Source organism: Echinicola sediminis (assembly GCF_054777495.1).
This window is the reverse complement of sequence record NZ_BAAHAP010000017.1, coordinates 25848-48059: the sequence shown is the minus strand read 5'-3', so window position 1 is coordinate 48059 and position 22212 is coordinate 25848. Positions and strand designations below refer to the sequence as shown.

Below are 22212 nucleotides of genomic sequence, written 5' to 3'. Positions count from 1 at the left end.
AAAAGGTTGTTTTTAGAAAATAGCCTTATCAATGTTTAAAATACAACAGGCAATTATGGCAAAGTTTACCCTTACTGTTAATAAAAAGCCCTATCACCTTAATGTTAGTCCAGATACACCTTTGCTGTGGGTGCTTCGTGATCATTTGAACCTTCTTGGTACCAAATTTGGCTGTGGCATGGCCATGTGCGGTGCCTGTACTGTCCATATTGAGGGTAGAGCGATACGTAGTTGTGTGTATCCGGTATCTCAAATTGGTGATCAGAAGATTACCACTATTGAAGGCCTTGGCGGATCAGGGCTGCACCCAGTGCAGGAAGCCTGGATAGAGGAAGACGTGGCCCAGTGTGGATATTGTCAGGCAGGGCAAATAATGACTGCCTCAGCTTTTTTAAATAACAATCCTTCCCCAACATCTGAGGAAATTAGAAATGCGATGCATGGAAATATCTGTCGTTGCGCTTCCTATAACCGGATAGAAAAAGCAGTGGCCAAAGCAGCCAAAAAATTACGTTAAATAACGACCACTGATGAAAGAGAAGATAGACAGAAGAAGTTTTCTTAAGGTGTCAGGCCTAAGTGCTGGGGGAATGCTTATTGGTTTTAACTTTTTTACAAGTTGCAAGCAGTCTGTTACTATGCCCGAGGATTTGGCGCTTATGGATTACAGGGATTTCAATGCTTTTATAAAAATTGCTGATAATGGGGTGGTTACACTATTTTCTCCGAATCCCGAGATCGGTCAAGGGGTGAAGACCACCTTGCCGATGCTGATCGCTGAGGAACTGTGCGTGTCTTGGGACAAGGTAAGGGTAGAGCAGGCCCATTTGGATCCTTCCGCTTATGAGCGGCAAATAGCAGCTGGTAGTACATCCGTAAAAATGTCCTGGATACCCTTGCGTCAAGTGGGGGCGACGGCAAGGCAAATGTTGATCAATGCCGCCGCCGCCCGTATGGGTGTACCTCCGGAAACTTGTACCATAGAGGAGGGAATCATCAGTAATCATAAGGGGGATAAACTGGGAATAGGAGAAGTGGTCAATGAGGCTGCGGTGATGGAAGTCCCATCAGACGTTTCCTTAAAGAACCCCAAAGATTTTAAGATTATCGGTAAGGCCATTTATAATGTTGACAGTAAAAAAATAGCGCTTGGAAAACCTTTGTTTGGCATAGATTACAAACAAGAAGGAATGCTCTACGCCTGCATGATACGAGCCCCTTTCGGATATACCTTGGCTTCTTTTGATGCTTCTTCGGCAAAGGAAATCCCCGGAGTGGTGGATGTCTTTGCATTTAAGGAAAATAACGTGGCCATCACAGCCGAGGATACTTTTACTGCAATGAAAGCCGCCAAACAAGTTCTGTGTAAGTGGGAACCAACCGGACAAATACCTTTTTCTAAGGAAGAGAACAAGACGTTTCTCCGCTTATTACGGGAAGGTGAATATACCTCGGTCCACGCCACAGGTGATGTTGACAGGGCTTTTGAAATGGCAGACAAGGTAGTGGTGCAGACTTATGAAACACCCTATCTACCCCACAGCTGTATGGAGCCCATGAATTTTTTTGCCGATGTGAGAGCCGATGTTGTAAAACTGGCAGGTTCTATTCAGACCCCACAAAATGCGGTCAACCGGGTAGCAAAATATTTAAAAAGGGATGTCAATGAGATCAGTTTGGAGATGACCAGAATTGGCGGTGGTTTTGGAAGGAGGCTGTTTGGAAATTACGCTGTGGAAGCTGCGGCCATATCCGAAATCGCCCAAAATCCCATAAAATTAGTGTACTCTCGAGAAGACGATATGTGTGGAGGAATTTATCGGCCAGCGCTGAATTACCAAGCGAGAGCCGCGATAAAGGACAATAAGGTAATAGGGTATAAGCTTAGGCAAGTAGGGAATTTGAGCTTTAACAAAGGATTTGCCACTCATTTCCCAACGGGAGCCATAGAGAATATAAGAATTGAAAGTGTCAAGACCGAAACTGAAATTCCTACCGGGGCCTGGAGGTCACCTCAAGGCAATTCCATAGCTTTTGCGGAGCAGTGCTTCTTTGATACATTGGCAGCTGATCTAAATATGGATCCGATTGATTTTCAATTGTCATTGCTTCAAAAAGCGCAATCCACCGGTAATGGGCAATTGGAGTATTCACCTGAAAGACTGGCTACCGTGATCCGCGAAGTGGCAATAAAGGCCCATTGGGGGAATGCACCGAAAGGGGTTTTCCAAGGGTTTGCGGCCTATTTCAGTCATGATACCTACGTGGCTGAAATAGTGGAAGTGGTTTTAAATCAAGAAATCCCAGAAATCAAGCGTGTGGTCTGTGTGGTGGACTGTGGGATAGTGGTAAATCCACTGGGAGCCCAAAACCAAATAGCCGGGGGGATAATTGATGGAATAGGTCATGCCATGTATGGAGATTTTACTATTGAGGACGGGCGGCCTACCGCTAAAAACTTTGACAAATACCGCTTAATAAGAATGAAAGAAACTCCCATCGTAGCGGTTCATTTTGTGGAAAGCGATCTGGCTCCTACGGGCTTGGGTGAACCCTCTCTGCCACCTGCTGGCCCCGCCTTGGCCAATGCTATCTATTCAGCCACAGGTGTACGCCTGCTCCAACAGCCTTTTATCAAGAACCGGAAGGTTTTTGGCTAATACGCATAATTTGCGCAGCTATGACTTATGAGTTTGTAAGGATAGTAAATGCCTATCCCAAGGCGAATATGGTTAATCAGCGTTGCGCAATTGCCACTGTGATGGATTTAATGCAGTACACCGAGAAAGGGGGCAGCCAATCGACTTTGAGATAAAATTGCTTGATCAAAGGGTAACTATAACTAATATGTCCCTGCTGTTTTTCAGTTAGTTCACTTTTACGATCATGCAGGGCCATTTCCCGGTCAGTTGAATTTCGAGCGGTTTTAGGAACATCTCCATAATGCATTTTCTGGAAGATGATGAACAGCCAATAGTTGTTGCAGTCTCAATATTATTTAAACCCGAAAAGCTAGACTTGGCATCAGGGGTTAAAGAATGAATTGTCAATTACTACCTAAAATAAATTCATAGATGAAATCTACTCTTATTTCCAAAATAGTGATAGGCGCTCTGCTTTTAGTGTCCTGCCCTGTCTATTCCCAAAATGATCGGCCCAATATACTGGTCATCCTATGTGATGACCTTGGCTATTCGGATGTTGGCTTTAATGGAGCAAAGGACATTCCTACACCAGCCTTGGACCAACTGGCTCAAAATGGATCTGTGCTCAGCTCGGGCTATGTGGTTCATCCCTTTTGTGGCCCCAGCAGAGCCGGTTTTTTAACTGGCAGGTATCCCCATGAATATGGCGTACAATTTAATTTGCCCCGAAACAGTGAAACCATTGGCAAGGGGTTGCCTTTATCAGAAACCTTCATTAGCATAGTGCTTCAAAAATCGGGATATTATACCGGACTGGTAGGAAAATGGCATTTGGGTGCTGCGCCAGCTTATCACCCTAATCAGCGGGGCTTTGATGATTTTTATGGTTTCCTTGGAGGCGGCCATAGGTATTTTCCTGAGGAATACCTCAACAAATATGACGAACAGAAGGCCCAGGGATCTGAGGTGGTTTGGGAATATTTGATGCCTTTGGAGCTGGAGCCATGTTCAGCCCCTATGGTTTCATGAGGAAAAGACCGGTGAAGAGTGGTGAAAAATGGAAATGCCCCATTTTTATGAGACATTTAAGATGGAGTAAATCAGGTAATAGGCCATCTTATAAAAATGACACGGGATTATTCTTAATAGTATGTAGTTAACCTTTATCGACTTATTATTACAAAACTTAGGGTAAAATAATGCTTGTTCAAGGTAAAATCCATAAATAAGAATCCTTGGACATGTGCTTTTTTTGTATGAATGTAAATGATATAAACGCAAAAAGTAACAACCCAATTAACTCACCATCAAAAGTGGATTTGTTGTTCACTAGAATGCTTTGATACCATAATGGCAACAGAGAACTGAGCAAGCCTACTTTGAAAAAAAGATTAAACCAATGAAAAAGATATTAATTCTAGCCTGTAGCGTCTTATCTATGAGCTATGTTTATTCACAAGGAAAAGTTAGTTCCGCTAAGGACCAGCATGAAGTGCACCAAATGAGCATGGCCAAAGGCCGTGGTATTATCAATAATGTCAACAGCCCCCATGTAAGGCTGAAAAGTATTGATATTGGAGATTGCCAATGGACGGAAGGTTTTTGGGCGGACAAGTTCAAGCTGGCCGAAGAAGTCATGGTTCCTCATATGGGAACCCTTCTGAAAGGGGATATTGGACATGGTTATAATAATTTCAAAATTGCTGCAGGTCTAAAGGAAGGAGAACATAAAGGTTTTTGGTGGCACGACGGTGATTTTTACAAATGGATGGAAGCCTCCATGTATATCTATGGGGTAAATAAGGATAAAAAAATCATTGAAGAACTGGATGAAATCATTGAGGTCATAGGGAAAGCACAACAGGAGGATGGCTATTTGTCCACTCCTGCGATTATCCGGGAAGATATAGATCCTTTTTCCAATAGAAAGTACCACGAATTATATAACAGTGGACATTTGCTCACTAGTGCCTGTATCCACCACCGTGTAACGGGTAAGACCAATTTTCTGAACATTGCCATCAAACATGCTGATTACCTGTATGAGCTATTTCATCCGCAACCGGATAGTCTCAAGCGTTTTGGATTCAATCAGACCCAGATTATGGGTCTGGTGGAGCTGTACCGTACCACCCAGGATAAGAGATACCTGGAATTGGCAGAGACCTTTATCAATATGCGCGGTAAGTCGAAGGTAGTGGATGATCCTACCACCAAAGGCTATCCTATAGGAGATATGGTTCAGGAAAGGGTGCCTTTGCGTGAAGAAACAGAAGCGGTGGGCCATGCAGTGCTTGCTTTGTATTATTATGCCGGTGCTGCGGATGTTTATGCTGAAACAGGTGAACAAGCCTTGGTGGATGCCCTTGACCGACTTTGGGACGACGTGGTAAACCGGAAGATGTATGTGACAGGAGCCGTGGGGCAAACGCACTATGGCGCATCGACCCGTAGGGATAAAATTGAGGAGGGCTTTATCGATCAATACATGATGCCCAACCTGACCGCCTATAATGAAACCTGTGCGAATATCTGTAACTCCATGTTTAATCACCGCATGCTGGGTGTTAAAGGGGAATCCAAATATGCTGATGTGATGGAATTGGTCCTTCATAACAGTGCCCTTTCAGGAATCAGCATGGACGGTACCCATTATTATTATTCCAACCCACTGCGAAAAATCGAAGGTGCGCTGGATTATGAAAAAATGAACACGGAGTTCCCAGAACGACAGCCTTATCTGGAATGCTTTTGTTGTCCACCAAATTTGGTGAGGACCATCGCACAGTCTGCAGGATGGGCTTACAGCAAATCCAGTAATGGTATTTCTGTCAATTTATATGGAGGAAACAGGTTAGAGACCACTTTATTGGACGGCTCCAAAATCCGATTGAAGCAGGAGACGGATTATCCTTGGGACGGAGCTGTGAAAATTACCATAGAAGAGTGCAAAGAAGAGCCATTTGAGTTAATTCTAAGGGTACCCTCTTGGGCTGAAGGAAGCTCTATTACCATCAACGGGGACCAATCCATCACTGCGGTTCCTGGAACTTTTTCCAAAATCGAACGGAAATGGAAATCAGGGGACGTGATCACCATGGATATGCCTATGGAGGTCACTTTTGTAGAAGGTCATCCTAGGATAGAAGAAACCAGAAATCAAGTGGCCATCAAACGTGGTCCGGTGGTTTACTGCGCTGAATCTCCAGATTTGCCTAAAGGAACCAATATTCTGGATGTATATGTAAATGGAGATCCATCCTTATTGAAAACAGAATATCGTCCGGATTTTTTGGGTGGATTATCCGTCATCCAGGGTGAAGTGCTGATCAGGAAAGAAAACAAAGGTGAAGGGATGTACAGAAAAGTGGCCAAGCCTGAGTGGCAAACCCATTCCACCCAATTTGTTCCCTATTATGCTTGGAGCAATAGGGGCAATGCAGAAATGAGCGTATTCTTACCTGTAGTTTGGAAGTAGCGTTAAGCTTACCTTATACTGAGGTAGTAAACTTGTGAGAACCCTTGTTTCACAACATTTGCTAGAGCGGGTTTAACTGTTAAGACAGTTGCCCGCTCTTTTGGGATAAGGCCACTTGTTAACTGAATAAACAGGACGAGCTATCCAGAAGAAACTCTCCTTGAAAGGCTCACTTCGACAGGCACAATGGCCACTTGATATGTTAGGTCAGATAGCAACTAAACCTGGCGCTTCCGGCCTGGGATTTTCATGCAAGGGGAGTTTTGGATTGGATGATAAGCAGACAGCACAAACTTGTAGGCTATTGAATTAAGCCTAAAAAAGAATCATGTTGTCAGGATTTTAACCCCATGTAATTCCTTTACATTGGTTGATGTTTTAATGGTTATGTGTTGTTTATCAATTATTTAAAGGGGTTTTTAAAGGTGTTTCTCTATGTTTTTTAAAATATGTGTTTTTTATAAAAAGGGGTAAAATATTGGAATTCAAGGGTAAATAATGTGAATAGTTCCACTCCAAAAAGTCGGTAATTTATAGTATACAAACAGTAAGAATCTTTCAGGAAAAAGCACAGTACAGGGTATTGATTTAAGGTAGAATGAATGGAAAAGACTTTGCCCAAACCTCGAAGTTTCTTTCAAAAGAAAAAAAGTACCGAAAACGGCCGTTGGTACAAAAAGATTAATAGTGTAATTAACCCAAAAAAACCGATTATGATAAAAAATAAACTCTGACAAAATAGTAATCCAAGGTACAGCCAGTGCACCAATACCTTCAAAATCCTTCAATTTGTTCATAGGAACAGGCCCGTTCCAATCACCGGGAGGCTTTACAGCACCATCAATTAGAAAAAGATTTATTGGTTAAAAGCCATTAATCCAAATTGGTTTTGGGAAAGAAAGTCATGCTTAATTACTCCTAAGATTATTCACTGATGGAAATCAAAGAATTACCAGGTGCAAACAAAGGAGTTACTCAAAGTAGGCAATGAAGGCGGAATGAGAGGTGCAGCTGTCTTTTACCATTAGAATAAAGAGAATTTCATGTTTAATAAAAAACGGTTATGAAAAATATTAACAATGTCAAGCATCCTTTTTTGTCAAGAAAGGATGTACCAAAATACCTGTTGACAACGGCCCTAATGTTATTTGTCGTGTGCATTGGCTGGTCGCAAACTACCATTAAAGGTAAAGTAAATTCAGCTGAAGGGGAGGAACTCCCTGGGGTAAGTATACTTGTAAAAGGAACGAGTACAGGAGCAATTACGGATCTGGATGGTACCTATAGCATTAATGCGCAACCTGAGGACATATTGGTTTTTTCTTATGTGGGCTATACCTCACAGGAAATCACTGTTGGTACTCAGTCTGTCATTGACGTTACGCTATCCCAAGACATCACCTCACTGGGAGAGGTGGTAGTATTGGGATATACCACAAGAAAGAAAGGGGAAGTGACAGGATCAGTGAGTACAGTTGATTCCAAGGTTATTGAACAAACCATCAACAGGGATCTGGAGAAATCCTTGGCAGGCCGTGTTCCTGGTTTGATCGTAGTGGACAGAGGGGGATATCCAGGAGAAACAGGAAATAATGAATTGTTAATCAGAGGTAAATCCACCTTAAACAATAACTCTCCACTGATTTTGATCGATGGTATTGTAGCGGCTTCCTTTTCTCATTTGTCACCTCAGGATATTGAATCCATGACGGTATTGAAAGATGGGGCAGCTGCGATTTATGGATCCAGGGCGGCCAACGGAGTGATTCTAATCACCACCAAAAGAGGAGCCAAAGGAGAGCCAAAAATAAGTTTGACCTCTTACTACAACCTTTCCAATTTTTCAGTTATGCCGAAGTTGATGAGTTCAGCACAGTATGCTGATTATCAAAATGAAATAGCTGATAGAAATGGAACCCCTCAACCTTTCACCCAGGATGAAATAGCACAATACAGGTCAGGTGCAGATCCATTTAACTTCCCCAATACCGACTGGGCAGACCTTACCTTTGCTAATTATTCTCCTGAGTTTAGGTCATCTCTAACGGTTTCGGGAGGATCAGAAAAGGTGAATTATTTTGTAAGTGGTGACTATCTTGATCAGAAAGGAATGTATGCGTCTGGGGACTTGAAATTTAATCAATATCAAGTTAGGGCAAATGTTGACATCAAGCTCCATGAAAACTTTACGCTGGGTGTGGACCTGAACGGTCGTTTCGGGGAGCGGCACAGACCCGGTGTGGATGAGGGATATATTTTCAAACATATCTACGCAAACTTACCCACTGAGTTAGGTGTTTATCCCAATGGTCTTGTGGCTTGGGGAGGAGAAAATGGTTCTAACCCTTATATCATGTCAAGCAATGCGTCAGGTTTTGACAATACTTTTGATAATAACCTGAGGGGCAAATTTTCTTTCGACTGGAGGTTGGATGATTTAACTGAAGGCTTGAGCATCAAGGGATTTATGGGAGTAAGGAAAATGAGTAACAATCAGAAATCCTGGTACACACCTTGGACTGTTTATACCTATCAGGAAGGTACTGAGGAATACGTACCTTCACAAGGCTATTCCCAAAGAGGTAATAAGAGAATATTGCGGGAGGGCTTTTGGAAATTTAATGAAGTAATGCTGAACTCCACCATCAATTATGACAGAACTTTTGGAGATCATACGTTTCGGGGATTTGTGGGGATGGAAAAATTTAGTTCTGATGAAGAACAGTTCTGGGCACAGCGGAGAGATTTTCCTACGGATGATCACCCCTATTTGTTTGCCGGAAGTGATGAAGGGCAGCAGTCATACGGCACAGCTTCTGAGTGGGGCAGACTTAATTATTTTGGTTCTTTGTCCTATGATTACAGCAAGAAATACTTTATCGATTTTACCCTGCGAAGGGATGGGTCCAGTAATTTTGGAAAGGGAAATCAATACGGTACTTTCCCAGGTATAGCCGCATCGTGGTCGCTGAGTAACGAGGAATTTATGCAAGGCGTGTCTAAATGGGTCAACGCCCTTAAACTAAGAGCTTCATGGGCAAAAATGGGAAATGACCGGATCCCACCTTTTCAGTACCTTACAAGGTATAATTACGGGGGGAATGCGGATGCTCCACAGCCAAATTATTATATTTTTGGTACTCCTGGAGTCAGACAGAATGGTTACACCCCAGCCAACGTTCCTAACCCCGACATTACTTGGGAAGTGGCCGATATTAAAAACATAGGAATTAACTTTTTGACCTTGAACAACAAGTTGTATGGTGATGTTAATTACTTCTATCAGAAAAGGAATAATATCCTGATTAGAAGAAATGCTTCTATCCCTGACGCAGCCGGTTTGACCCTTCCTCAGGAAAACCTGGGTAAGGTGGATAATTTTGGATGGGAATTTGAACTTTCATGGAATGATCAAGTTGGCGAAGTAGAATACAATGTTGGTGCCAACTACACCCATGTGAATAACGAGATTGTCTACATGGATGAGGCAGCTGACGTTCCTGAGTGGAGAAAGCAGGAAGGCCATTCAATGGATTCTTATATCGTGTATCCTACAGCAGGTATCTTCAGGGATCAGGAACAGGTGAATTCTACTGAGGTGAAGAAGCCAGGCACAGTTGAAGGGGAACCGATTTATCTAGATACAGATGGTAATGGAGTAATCAATTCCAATGATAGAATACGTGCTTATTCTTCCAATATTCCTAAATCCCAATTTGGCTTATATGGTGGTGTGAAATATAAGGGGTTTGATTTTAACTTCTTATTCCAAGGCCAAGCGCAGGCTAAAATGCTGGTTTATTTTGAGCAGCAGGGAGCAAGACCTGAGTTTATGTACAATGATCGATGGACGCCTGATAATAGAGGTGCCAGGTACCCGAGGGCATTTGCTGCTGGAGATCCGTATAGTGGAAATCAAAATACCCCCGACAATTTTCAAGGAGCAGATTTCTGGCTCAGAGATGCCTCTTTTGTCCGTCTGAAAGAAGTCCAATTGGCTTACACCTTCGGAAGGGATAAAATAAAATTTGGTGACTTGAAAGTATATGCGAGAGGGTTTAATCTTTTGACGATGTTTTCAGAAGTCTATGATTTAGGGCTGGATCCAGAAATCGGGGATTATAATGATTTCCGTCTGGCCACTTATCCTACACTTAGGACTTACTCATTAGGTTTCAATTTTACCTTCTAAGAGGTAGCATAAATTATGAAGAAGTAAGTCCCTTGATGGTTAAAAATTAAAATGTAAAAAAATGAAAACTATAGGAAATATATTAGTTGTTTTTACACTGATTTTCGCAACCAGTTGTGAAGACGTGCTGGATACAGTGGCCAAGGATGCCTTTGCGGAGGATCTAATATATAGCGATCCATCACAAGTAGAAAAATTGGTATTTACGGTTTATAATAGTACCGATAGTTGGTCTCTGAATAGATTTCAGTGGTGGTCCAGAAGGTTTAATATTGAAGGAGCCTCTTTCGAGGCAAAGTTTAATTTTAACGATTTGGACGTTTATCGGGTTAGAGGAGGATGGACTTCCAGTAATGTTGGTGTGTTCAGGGAAAAATGGAACAACTATTGGGATTATGTACGTTTGGCCAATGAGTTTTTGGACAAGATCGATGACAGTGAAGCGATGGGCAAAGATCCTGATAAAGTAGGTGAACTAAAAGCTGAGATGCGTTTTCTCAGGGCCAATTTATATGCCAAGCTTATCAAAAATTATGGTGGGGTTCCTATTATGGAGCGCGCTTTAGGGCTAAATGACGATTTTAATCTTGTAAGGAATACTTACCAGGAATGTGTAGAGTTTATTGTTCGTGAGTTGGACGATGTTGCAGAAGTGTTGCCTGAAACTCGACCTGATTCTGAATTTGGAAGAGCTACCAAGATGGCTGCTTTGGCAGTGAAATCACGTACTTTGCTATACGCTGCCAGTAAGCAACATGATCCTTCTGTTACTTCAAATCCTTTATATGTTTACGAAAAAAGTAACAAATGGCAGGAAGCTGCCAATGCGGCTAAAGCTATTATTGATATGGTAGGTGCTCGTGAGCTGCTTCCCGTTACAGATGCCAAATCCTATCAAGACTTATTTTTATCGCCAAATAAAGATATATTATTTGCAAGACCTTACGGGGCAGAATATTATGAGTATGGTTTGGATGCCAACTCATTATGGGATCAAACCCAATCTCCAAACGGATATGGAGGCTGGGGCTTGTCTTCACCGACACATAATTTTGCCTTGCAATTTAATATGGTTGATGGTAGTACTACTCAAAACGGAACCTATGATCCTGCAAATCCCAATGATAATCGAGAGATGCGCTATTATGCCAATCTCCTTTACAACGGTGCATCTTTTAGGGGTAGGGAAGTAGAATACTATCTCTCAGAAGATGTGAGTGCATATCCACATGGACTGGACTCCCCTCAAGGTTTAGGAAATACGCTGCATTCCTCAAAAACTGGCTATAATATTAGAAAGTTTCAGGATGAAACCGTTGAGGTATCAGGCGGTATTTCATCTAGCAGACCTTATATCTTATATCGATTGGCAGAAATTTACCTTAACTATGCAGAGGCAATCTATCATGTGGGTGACGAGAATGCCGCTAGGGAATATGTAAATAAGGTTTCTAGAAGGGCACTACAGCCTGAAATTTCAGCAAGTGGAGAGGAACTATTGGAAGCTATAAAAAGAGAAAGACGGATTGAATTATGCTTCGAAGGTCACAATTTCTATGATGAGAGACGCTGGATGGAAGAAGCTCATTTAGGTTTTGACATTAAAGGGATAAAGTGGACCAAAAAAGCAAATGGATCCCTTGTTCACGAAGAATATAAGGTGGCTACAAGGCCATGGTCAAGTGCTTTTTATTATTTGCCACTACCAAATACCGAAGTAGAAAAGGCACCTTCTTTGGTTCAGAATGAGGGTTACTGATCATTCTTTTGAACTTACGATCGTGATTTTCCCGTCACTAATAGAGGTAATGACAACTTAGTTGTAAAAGTAAAAAGCCATCCAAAATGATTTGGGTGGCTTTTATTTTGATGTATCTGCCCAACACGTGGACATTTTACCGACACGCTTGAGCATTATGGATACATGTTAAAATACTGTAAGTACAGGGTAAAATCCACTTACCGATTAGGCTGCCATTAAATTTTCTTTGTAAGTACCGTTTTGTTAAGTTAAATACTAAATGCTTAGTTATAAGAAATACAGCAAAAAAGGTACTTGACCAGTACTCCCGGGGCAAGACGATAAACCTTGGGGTATTAGTACATTCTGCTATAAAACATAAACCTAAAATGAAGAAATCAACTATCATAGGGGGGCTGATTGCAATCCTCCAGCTTGTAATTTTTCCATTATTTGCCGGTAATGGCACCATGGCTTCAGGGCCAGAGAATCTGACTGTTTTGGAAAACGAAGCGATCAAGGTAGCTGTCGATGGTGAAAGTGGTTGTTTCACAGTGCTGGAGAAAAAATCCGGACAACTTTGGGAGTCCGATCCCTGGGAAAATGCAGCAGGCCTACTCACCTTGGAAGATAATAAGGGAAAAAAGCATACGGTAAATTTATCCAAAAGCAAAACAATTGAAGTGGTAGCCAAGGATGCCAGTACGTTGACCATAAGGTTTGTGGATCCGGTACTGGGAGATGGATCAGTGGCCACAGGGGTAAGCATTGGTTCTCAATTATCGCTTGACAGTAATGCTTCCAAACTTGATATAGAAGTGAACGAACACCAGCAAGGAAGCTTTAAGCTACTGGATCTACGCTATCCATCGCGACAATTTAGCCTCAAGACCGACAAGGATAAGGGGGCTGCGGTTATCCCCCAAAAACAAGGAGTTATCTGTCCTTCTTATATTTTTCCTATGAATGGTGGGCGTTTTTGCATGTGGGATGACGCTACCTATAACAATAGATCTGTAGGTTCCTTGGAATTGTTCAACAATGGTACAGGCTTGACCATGCCTTGGTGGGGGACTTACAATGAAAAATCTGCAGTGATGGGCATTTTGGCCGAAGGCTCCAGGCCCCATATGCAGTACAACATCAATAATAATGGCCAGTATTTATTTAACCCTAAAGGGGAGATGTCTCCCTATCAGCGCATTGTTTTCTTAGACCCTATCTGGAAATTTGAAAGGGATGTAGGAAAAATGGCGATCAGCTATCACTTTATTCCAGGCGGCAATTATGTGGACATGGCCAAAACCTATAAAAAGGAAGCGATCAAAAAGGGGTATTTTGTGTCACTTAAGGAAAAGCTAGAAAGAAATCCTAACGTTGATAAATTGCCCGGCGCCATATACTTTGGCATTTATGGAGGCTATCCCCACTATGTAAATATGCCTGGAATGTCTTTTACTTTTGATCAATTAAAAGACATTATCGGAACCATTCACGATGATTTAGGTGTGGATAAGGCTTTTATACATGCTTGGGGGACCTTTTCCAATTTTGTACCGCACAATTACCCTATTAGTGAGGAATTAGGGGGCCCCCCGAAGTTAAAGGCCGCGGTGGACCTTGCCAAATCATTTGGATACCTCTATTCTTCCTATCATGCCTATTCACCCATGTTGGAAAATGACCCCGATTTTACCACAGATCTTATGCAGAGGGATGAAGAAGGAAAGCTAATGAATACCGGTAGCCGATGGGCACGGGTAGATCCTAAATTCCAAAAATCCCTAGCACAAAAAAATCTCGAAAATGAAATATCCTATTTGGGGCTGGAAGCGGATATTACAGATATAACCTTTGCTGCTTATCGGGAAAATGGGAAGGAAGGAAGATTGGAGCTCGCAAAGTATATTGATAGTTTAAATCTAGTTAACGGTACCGAACATGGTCAGGAACAGTGGATTCCTTATTTTGATATGTTTGAAGGCATGACCTATTTGGAAGACCGCCCCTTATCGGCTATTTCCCACGCAGCCCCTTTGTTCAATTTGGTGTACCACGAGGCCATTGCCAACTTTGGAAAGATACAAGACCCCGAAAATGAGGTGACCATAAACGGGGATTTTAGGATAAAGGCCTTGAGAAGTATGCTTTTTGGTAGGGGGATAACCATCTTCTTTGCTCCTTATGAATTTGAAGGGATGAGGCCCATGATCCAAATGGCCAAGGAATTGGTAAGCCCTGTACATCAAGAGACCTTCTATGCAGAGATACTGGAACACGAATTTCTAAGTGCTGATTTCAAGGTGCAGCGAAGCCGATTTTCCAGTGGTACAGAGGTAGTGGCTAATTTGGGACCGGTGGCTCAGACAATTGAAGGGGGATTTACTATTCCAGGCTATGGGTATCGGATCACTATGAACGACAAAAGTGTAAAGAGTGGACATTTCCAAGTGAGCCTTCATATGGATTAAGGTATCATTCTGAAATCCTTTAAGTAACACCATAATTTGATAAGGGATAAAAAACTGTCATTGTAGGGTAAATTCAGCGAATGGACAGAGCCGTTTTTTTATTCTATTTGTATAGGATACCCTACTGGCCATGGGGACTTCAGAGGATATAAGTGGTGAGGGGAGCGTTTTACGAAAATCCTTGCCATAAATCTTGAAAGAAGATTCCAGTACCCTGTTTTGTCTGGTCCAATGGGAAATTCAGGGAAGCGGAGGAAATAACCTGCTATCACCTGTATTCTAGTAACACATCATTATGAAACATAATAAAATGAGAATCAATATATACACCTTGTTGCTAGTAATTATTGCTTTAGGCTGCAAATCAAGAGAGGCAGGCAAGGAGACAGAGAAACCAAAACCCAATATCCTATTCATCGCGATAGATGATCTGAGACCGGAATTAGGGTGCTACGGTTCGGATATTGCGATTACTCCTCACATAGATGCATTGGCGGCAGATGGACTAATGTTCAATAATGCCTATTGTCAAGAAGCCATATGTAGTCCATCACGGGCCAGTGTAATGACAGGCGCCCGCCCGGAAACGATAAAAGTGATCGAAAACTTCACTTATTTCCGTGATCTTAACCCTGATATAGTTACCCTGCCCCAACATTTATATGAAAATGGCTATGAAACGGTGTACACAGGAAAAATATACCATAACAAGGAATTCGGTGATGGTAAACTCTCTTGGAGCAGAGAAGCAGTAGAGGGAAATGATTCCAAAGTGAAATTTGGCTATAAGTTAACCGAAAATCAGGCCATCAAAGAAGAAAACAAAGAGGCCATGGTAGCAAAATATGGGAAGAATGCCTTAAGAAATGGCTTGGGGCAAGGTCCTGCGTATGAGTTTGCGGACTTCCCGGATAACACCTATGAAGATGGTTATAATACCGATTTGGCCATAGCCACCATGAATGATATGCTGCAAAACAATCCGGACAAGCCCTTTTTTTTGGGACTGGGTATGAAAAAACCACATCTAGACTGGGTAGCTCCAAAAAAATACTGGGATTTGTACGATGAAGAAAAGATAAAATTGGCAGAACACAAAGAAGCTCCTCAAAACGGAGCAGCCATGGGATTGCACGCTTCCTTTGAGCTACGTGCCAGGGCCGATGTTCCCAAATATGGTCCCATAGACAACCAGCAGGCCTTGGATCTGAAACGCGCTTATCTGGCCTGTGTAAGTTATGTAGATGCACAAATTGGACGCATGCTGAATGCATTGGACGAGGCCGGGGTTCGTGAAAATACGATTATTATACTTTGGAGCGATCATGGCTGGCATTTGGGGGATATGGGCATTTGGGGAAAGGCTACCAACTATGAGATTGCAACACGCGTACCTTTGATTGTTTCGACACCACAAATGCCTTCCTCCACCCGAGGACAGAGAACCGATGCTTTGGTGGAGCTGGTGGACATGTATCCAACCTTATGTGACCTAGCGGGTGTTTCTTTGCCAACACATCTTGAAGGACAAAGTTTTGCCCCCTTGCTTTCTGATCCCGGTAGAGAGTGGAAAAAGGCAGTTTTTAGTCAATTTCCGAACCCGGCTTTACGTGAATGGGCGGCGAATCCCTTGTCAAAAGGGATGCGAGAGACTTCCTTTGGACCTTTGATAGAAGAGGTGGAAGAAAATATCAAAGCCCAACAGGGGGATCAATGGAATAGGGAATTGTTCGAAAACCACCTGATGGGATATGCTATGAGAACCGACCAATACAGGTTTGTCGTTTGGAAAGATTATACGGATCCTAAGGCAACCCCCATCTTCTTTGAATTGTACGATCACCACAAGGATTCCTCTGAGACTGTAAATATTGCAAAGGACCACCCAGAAATTGTAGAAAATCTTTTAGTGCAATTTAATAAAGGATGGCAGGGCAACCTTGCTGAAGTCACAAGGTAGGTTGAGGTAATCAAGAATGCTAATGATTATAAAATGACAGGATATGAAAAATTTATTGAATAGAGTAATCTGGTTATTATGTGCAAGCGTATTCTTCCACAGTAGTTTATGCAAAGCCCAGGATGACAGGCCGAATATTTTGGTGATATTATGTGATGATTTGGGATATGCAGATGTAGGCTTCAATGCCGGGAAAGACATGCGTACACCTGAATTGGATAGGTTGGCACATGCAGGAACTGTTTTTACCTCGGCTTATGTGGCCCACCCATTTTGTGGTCCCAGTCGGTCAGCAATCTTGACCGGTAGGTATCCACATTTTACGGGGACGGCATATAACCTTTATCAGAACAGCAGTAAGGAGGACAAGCATAATATGGGAGTACCCGTACAGGAAACCTTTATCTCCAAGATAATGCAGGAGGCCGGTTACTACACAAGTGCTATTGGTAAATGGCACCTTGGGGCAGCACCTAAGTATCATCCCAACAAAAGAGGTTTCGATAATTTTTATGGTTTTCTGGGGGGAGGACACGAGTATTTCCCAGAGAAGTATCAAAAAACTTATCAGGAACAACTCAATGCGGGGAATAAGCAGATCCGAGATTATATCCAGCCTTTGGAACATAATGGAAAAAACGTTAAAGAAACAGCGTACTTAACGGATGCTTTTTCCAGGGAGGCAATTCGTGATATCAGAATGGCCAATGAAAAGAAAAAGCCCTTTTTTATTTACCTTTCCTATAACGCACCTCACGTACCTCTCCAAGCTAAGGAAGAAGACCTTAAAAGGTTTAAGCATATCAAGGATAAGGATCGGCGCACTTATGCGGCCATGGTGTATGCTGTTGACCGTGGTGTAGGACAGATTGTAAAAACATTGAAGGAAACCGATCAATATGAAAATACCTTGATTGTGTTTTTGAGTGACAATGGGGGCAATACGGATCATGGAGCTAATAATTACCCGCTCAAAGGAAAGAAGGGAGATACGTGGGAAGGCGGATATAGGACCCCTATGTTCATTCATTGGCCAAGAAAAATGTCCGGTAATCAACGCTTTGATTTTCCGGTTTCAGCCTTGGACCTTTATCCCACCTTTGTGGAATTGGCAAAAACCACTATTCCTACTGATAAGAAATTGGACGGTAAGGATATTATGGGGCATGTGTTGGCCGGTACAGCCCCTTATGAAGGTGAAATGATCTTTTCCCTGCGTTATCGCGAAGGTTATTCCGATGTGGGAGGAAGAAAGGGTGATTGGAAAATTACCCGTATGGGCAATGAACCATGGCAGTTGTTTAACCTCAAAGAGGATGTTGGGGAAAAGAAAGATTTGAGCGGAAAGTATCCAGAGCTTTTGGAAGAAATGGTTTCCGAGACCGAAGAGTGGACCAAAGACTTTGTTCGTCCATTATGGTTTTATTCCCTCAAAGATCAGGAATATTGGAACGATGGCAGGATGCCTCGATACGAGGAGACTTTTGAGATTTTAAAGTTGATTACGCATCCTTACAAAAACAAAGAATGAGGTTCCAGCACTCGACCTGGATGTTGCAATAGGATTGGTAAGAGATTTACCGTTGCACATTTCAGGTTCAAGGCGCCTTAGTGGCCAATTTGCTGCGAACAAGTTTCTATAAAGATTGATACGGTATGGAATAAGCTCAGTTATGTTTTATCAAATACCAAGGAGCAGGAAAGACGGCCCATCCTGCAAAATGAAGGAAATGAATAAGAGGGTAATTCGAATGGGGTTTATTTAATGTTGGAAATAACCGGAGCGTTTGCTCGGGTTATTTTTTTATAAAAGGCCCACCAAAAAGGACACTATCCCAAAAAGGCCATGGAACTTATATCGCATAAACCTTTACATCTCACCTACTGCATAGTGCCTTTCTACTTCTTTTCTTTTATGGTCTTAATGGCTTTATTCAATTGAAGGTCATTATTTTCTAGTAGGGTAGTGGCTTCAGTCTCATCTAAACCGTAGAGAGAGGTTAAGATTCCGGTTGCGCGTTTTACCAATTTTTTGTTGAGGCATTCCAGTTCTGTCATATAAGTGCCGTGCACTTTTCCAAGTTTTATCATTATAGTGGTAGAAAGAAAATTGATCAGTTTTTTGGAAGCTGTCCCTGCTTTCATCCTCGTACTTCCTGCAATCAACTCAGATCCTGAGTTTAAAGGTAGCACATGATCACAAAATGGAAGTTGATGCACCTCATGTTCCTGAATCATGATGGTCTTAGCGCCTATGGTTTTACCAAATGCCAATGCCGACTGAACATAATAGGCCGTTCCGCTCACCGATATTCCGATAAGCACGTCTTTTTCCGATACATTGGCCATGAGGAGTTCAGGAATACTGCTGGCATCTTCTTCAAATCGGGTCTCTATATCTATAGCGGCGTCCGCTATGCCCCCAGCAACTAAAGTAAGTACCTTTTCCCTTGGAAAACCAAAGGTGCAAGCGAGTTCTACTGTATCCACTGCTGCCAGCCTTCCGCTAGTGCCGCAGCCGATATAAATCATGCGCCCCCCTTTTTCTAATTTTTCTGTTGTCTCGTCTATTACTTGAGATAGCTTAGGCAGGCTTTTATTTAAGTTTTCACCAGCCTCCTGTTCCACATGGTTAAGCGCTTCCAAAATGGAAAGGTTGTCCATTTTTTCTAAAACCAGTGTTGGATCATATGCTTTTTCAGTCTTGAGTTCTGGGGAAATGTCGGGTAGGGTGAGTGCACTGGCAGAAACTTCACTGCTTATAAGCAAAATAGTTCCCATCAAAGATAAAACATTACCTTCTTTTAGTATGCTGGTATTAAGTCTTTTATCACCATTGGTTTCATCCAAAAAAATCAATTGGGCATGAGCGCTCTCCTCTAGCTTATTTCCTGTAACGAATGGGAGCTCACTGAGCCTTCCACCAAGCAATACTTCGTCCAGCTGATAAAGCAGCTTAGCAGTATAAACGATTCCAGAGAGACGGTTTAAAAAGTCTTCCTCTTGCTTTTTCTGATTGTCCCTGTCCGGGTTATCTTTATATAACCTGCCTTCCAAGTCTCCAAAAAGAGAGGAAACATTACTTAGTTTACTGAAGGTGCCTAGTGGAGTATATACTGCCCCCAAAGGATTAGCTGAAAAGTTAGGTGTCCATCTTCGACCATTTCTTACCACAGTAAAGCCTAATCCGCCATCCAAGGTCATTATCCCAAACGATATATTGCCCTTAAGATAGCCCAGAGCAGCAGCTCCAATGGTGGTGGCGTCAGTAGAATTGATCATGACAATTGGTGCTTTAGTTAATTGCCTGAGGTGATCAAACCATTTATCTGATTTCAGGGAGCTCAGGTTTGAAGCACATGATAAAAGTTTTGTTCCGTGATAGTTAACATGACCCGCTATGGAAATCCCAATCCCTGCTATATTTACTAGGGGAAGGCCAATTTCTTTTAAAAGCTTATCGAGAGAGTGTATTAAATCATCCGCTGAAGAATCAAGGGATGAGGGGGTTTTTACCTGGTAAATGCTTTTTGACTGGCAGGTCTGAGCAAGATTGCTGAAGTTTGCGGTTTCTTGCTGGTCAATAACCAGTGCTTTAATCCATGACTCATTGATGTCAACTCCTATAAAATACTTCATTCGTCGGTTTGTTGGTATTTAGCCCTAAATGCGCTGTTTTCAATGGGTAAAGATACAAAGAAGAGGAAGGCTTGGATAGTCTATTGATATGATTTATGAAGGGTGATTATTCAGGAGAGCTTTTATAATATTTCCCTCAAATTCAAACCTAAAAGGCCGCGTTTGAATAAAAAAAGTTTTTGGAATATTGCTTGGGGCTTAACAAAGAATGGAGAAATATAAGATAAATCGATTTCTCAGGGCAAAATTAAGTGTCCGAGTAATAAATCCTTGGCTCAGAGAGCCAAGGATTTTACAAATAAACCAAAATATAGTAGCTATAAACCTAAATTAATGGGCAGGATCCTGAACAATGATCCCGGTTTGAAGATCTATCTGCACCTGGGGAATGGGCCAGTGGTCATCTTCTCCTTCTACATACCTTGCCCCATTGAGCCAAGGAAGTTTTCCATCAGCTAATTCACTATCCAGGTAGTTGTTTAAGGTAGGCTCTGCTATACCCCACCTTACCAGATCAAAGAATCTCATCCCCTCCAGGGCAAATTCCATCCGCATTTCGTGCCTTACCGCTTTTCGCGCGTATTCCTGATTAGGAAAGGATGGATACGGTTCCAGCTTATAGTTGGCAGCAGGTTGGGAGTAATCTACGACAACTTCATCATTGGGACCAAAGGCTTGGTTCTGGACTTTACCCATCACCAGATCGTTGGATGCCCTGTTCCGGATCAAATTCACCAAGGAGAGCGCTGTGCCGAGATCATTTTCTTCAACAGCAACCTCAGCTCTCCAAAGAATAACATGTCCTAAGCGTAATACCCGGAAGTTATTGCCATTTACACCAGCAGCCCAGTAAGCCGATTGGGTGGAAATATCTCCCCGGTTACGCTTGTACCACATGATTTTCTTATTTAGAAATGGTCCCATGTTCAATTGATCCAACATCCAATCACTCCCGCTCATAGGGCCCCAGTCCAAGAAAGGAATTCCCCTCCTGCCTATGGTCCAGTCCACTCTGGGGTCAAGCAATTCCTCCGTAGGTTCAAACGTTTCGGTGGTCAGCACTTTATAATCCTCTAGCAATAGATCATCTTGGAAAGTATCCAAAAGAGGCAGGCCGTTTTGGTCCACTTTAAATGCATTGAACAGGTCAAAAGACGGGGCACTGTAGGCACAGCAAAGCCCCACATCCGGCCCCCTGGGGTACAAGGTCTGGTGATCTATCCCTGAATTATGAACCCCAGCACCATCGTTGACCGAATATTGAATTTCAAAAATACTCTCCCCATTATTCTGCTTCTCCTCATCAAAATTGTTGTAGAAATGCGGCTCCATTTCAAAGGGACCATCTATGATGATATCATCCAATAGGGGCTTTGCTTCGCTGAATTCCTGTTGGAAAAGGTGAGCCCTAGCTTTTAAGGCCATGGCGGCCCAACTGGAAGCCCGACCAAGGTCACTTGGATTAGGATCTAAGTTTTCGATGGCAAACTGCAAGTCATTTTCGATTTTGTCCCATACTTCGGTATCATTTTTTACCTGGGTAGGATCTACGTCTTCTGTGATGTATGGGATTCTTTCAAAGACCAACCTCAGCTGAAAATGATACCAGGCCCTTAGGAATTTGGCCTCTCCTTCCAGTTGCTTGTATTTGGTGTCAGGAATATCCTCGGAGGCATACAATGCTATTAGGGCATCATTGGCCCTGGATACCCCTTCATAATTGACTCCCCAAGCACCATTGAGCCAAACATTATCCGGACGCACTTCATAGCGCTCCACGTCATTGATCTGACTCCATCCGCCGGTTTGGTCCCCTCGGTGCATATCATCTGAAGGTACATCACCCCATACCCAGTTCATTACAGATGCTTCGCCCTGATTACCACTAGGGTTTTCACCAGCTGCATATCCATCTAGCAGCGCATAAGTGGCTATTAGAAGAGAATTTACCCCTTCTTCATTGTTCAATAAAGTTTGGTTGACAGCACCATATGGTTTTTCATTTAAGAATTCCTCACTACATGACTGGAATAGGGTGAGAGCTGCCAGGAGGAATATGAAATAGTTTATCTTTTTCATGGCTATT

At 42.5% G+C, this 22212-nt stretch carries 11 protein-coding genes; 9 read left to right on the top strand and 2 right to left on the bottom strand.

The features are described 5' to 3' along the window. Positions 1-55: 55 nt before the first annotated feature. From ACYVAA_RS06460 to ACYVAA_RS06420, 9 genes are all read left to right on the top strand, one after another. Positions 56-517, top strand: coding sequence for a (2Fe-2S)-binding protein (locus ACYVAA_RS06460; RefSeq protein WP_460539728.1), 462 nt, complete (start codon positions 56-58; stop codon positions 515-517). 13 nt (positions 518-530) lie between these two features. After that, the gene (locus ACYVAA_RS06455) at positions 531-2660 is read left to right on the top strand and encodes a xanthine dehydrogenase family protein molybdopterin-binding subunit (protein ID WP_460539687.1); all 2130 of its coding nucleotides are present in this window, start codon (positions 531-533) and stop codon (positions 2658-2660) included. 414 nt (positions 2661-3074) lie between these two features. Further along, positions 3075-3674, top strand: a complete 600-nt coding sequence (locus ACYVAA_RS06450; RefSeq protein ID WP_460539685.1) for an alkaline phosphatase family protein — start codon at positions 3075-3077, stop codon at positions 3672-3674. A 370-nt stretch (positions 3675-4044) separates the two neighbouring features. After that, complete coding sequence (locus ACYVAA_RS06445) at positions 4045-6123, top strand: glycoside hydrolase family 127 protein (RefSeq protein ID WP_460539683.1); 2079 nt, start codon at positions 4045-4047, stop codon at positions 6121-6123. 1063 nt (positions 6124-7186) lie between these two features. Continuing rightward, a complete protein-coding gene (locus ACYVAA_RS06440) occupies positions 7187-10315 on the top strand; it encodes a SusC/RagA family TonB-linked outer membrane protein (RefSeq protein ID WP_460539680.1) in 3129 nt (1042 codons plus the stop codon). A gap of 61 nt (positions 10316-10376) precedes the next feature. After that, entirely contained in the window at positions 10377-12074 is a 1698-nt protein-coding gene (locus ACYVAA_RS06435) for a RagB/SusD family nutrient uptake outer membrane protein (protein ID WP_460539678.1), read from the top strand. 371 nt (positions 12075-12445) lie between these two features. Next, positions 12446-14527, top strand: a complete 2082-nt coding sequence (locus ACYVAA_RS06430) for a DUF5696 domain-containing protein (protein WP_460539676.1) — start codon at positions 12446-12448, stop codon at positions 14525-14527. A 310-nt stretch (positions 14528-14837) separates the two neighbouring features. Further along, on the top strand, positions 14838-16487 hold the full coding sequence (locus tag ACYVAA_RS06425; RefSeq protein WP_460539674.1) for a sulfatase: 1650 nt from the start codon (positions 14838-14840) through the stop codon (positions 16485-16487). Positions 16488-16530: 43 nt separating this feature from the next. Further along, positions 16531-18018 carry a sulfatase-like hydrolase/transferase gene (locus ACYVAA_RS06420; RefSeq protein ID WP_460539672.1) on the top strand — a complete coding sequence of 496 codons (1488 nt, stop codon included), beginning with the start codon at positions 16531-16533 and terminating at the stop codon, positions 18016-18018. Positions 18019-18386: 368 nt separating this feature from the next. On the opposite strand, the gene ACYVAA_RS06415 is transcribed toward ACYVAA_RS06420, so the two are convergent. Then, positions 18387-20126 carry an N-acetylmuramic acid 6-phosphate etherase gene (locus ACYVAA_RS06415; RefSeq protein WP_460539670.1) on the bottom strand — a complete coding sequence of 580 codons (1740 nt, stop codon included), beginning with the start codon at positions 20124-20126 and terminating at the stop codon, positions 18387-18389. 330 nt (positions 20127-20456) lie between these two features. Beyond that, on the bottom strand, positions 20457-22205 hold the full coding sequence (locus tag ACYVAA_RS06410) for a RagB/SusD family nutrient uptake outer membrane protein (RefSeq protein WP_460539668.1): 1749 nt from the start codon (positions 22203-22205) through the stop codon (positions 20457-20459). Positions 22206-22212: the final 7 nt, after the last annotated feature.

Coding starts and splice junctions, on each gene's coding strand:
- ACYVAA_RS06460 (WP_460539728.1), top strand. CDS start 56: ATGGCAAAGTTTACCCTTACTGTTAATAAAAAGCCCTATCACCTTAAT.
- ACYVAA_RS06455 (WP_460539687.1), top strand. CDS start 531: ATGAAAGAGAAGATAGACAGAAGAAGTTTTCTTAAGGTGTCAGGCCTA.
- ACYVAA_RS06450 (WP_460539685.1), top strand. CDS start 3,075: ATGAAATCTACTCTTATTTCCAAAATAGTGATAGGCGCTCTGCTTTTA.
- ACYVAA_RS06445 (WP_460539683.1), top strand. CDS start 4,045: ATGAAAAAGATATTAATTCTAGCCTGTAGCGTCTTATCTATGAGCTAT.
- ACYVAA_RS06440 (WP_460539680.1), top strand. CDS start 7,187: ATGAAAAATATTAACAATGTCAAGCATCCTTTTTTGTCAAGAAAGGAT.
- ACYVAA_RS06435 (WP_460539678.1), top strand. CDS start 10,377: ATGAAAACTATAGGAAATATATTAGTTGTTTTTACACTGATTTTCGCA.
- ACYVAA_RS06430 (WP_460539676.1), top strand. CDS start 12,446: ATGAAGAAATCAACTATCATAGGGGGGCTGATTGCAATCCTCCAGCTT.
- ACYVAA_RS06425 (WP_460539674.1), top strand. CDS start 14,838: ATGAGAATCAATATATACACCTTGTTGCTAGTAATTATTGCTTTAGGC.
- ACYVAA_RS06420 (WP_460539672.1), top strand. CDS start 16,531: ATGAAAAATTTATTGAATAGAGTAATCTGGTTATTATGTGCAAGCGTA.
- ACYVAA_RS06415 (WP_460539670.1), bottom strand. CDS start 20,126: ATGAAGTATTTTATAGGAGTTGACATCAATGAGTCATGGATTAAAGCA.
- ACYVAA_RS06410 (WP_460539668.1), bottom strand. CDS start 22,205: ATGAAAAAGATAAACTATTTCATATTCCTCCTGGCAGCTCTCACCCTA.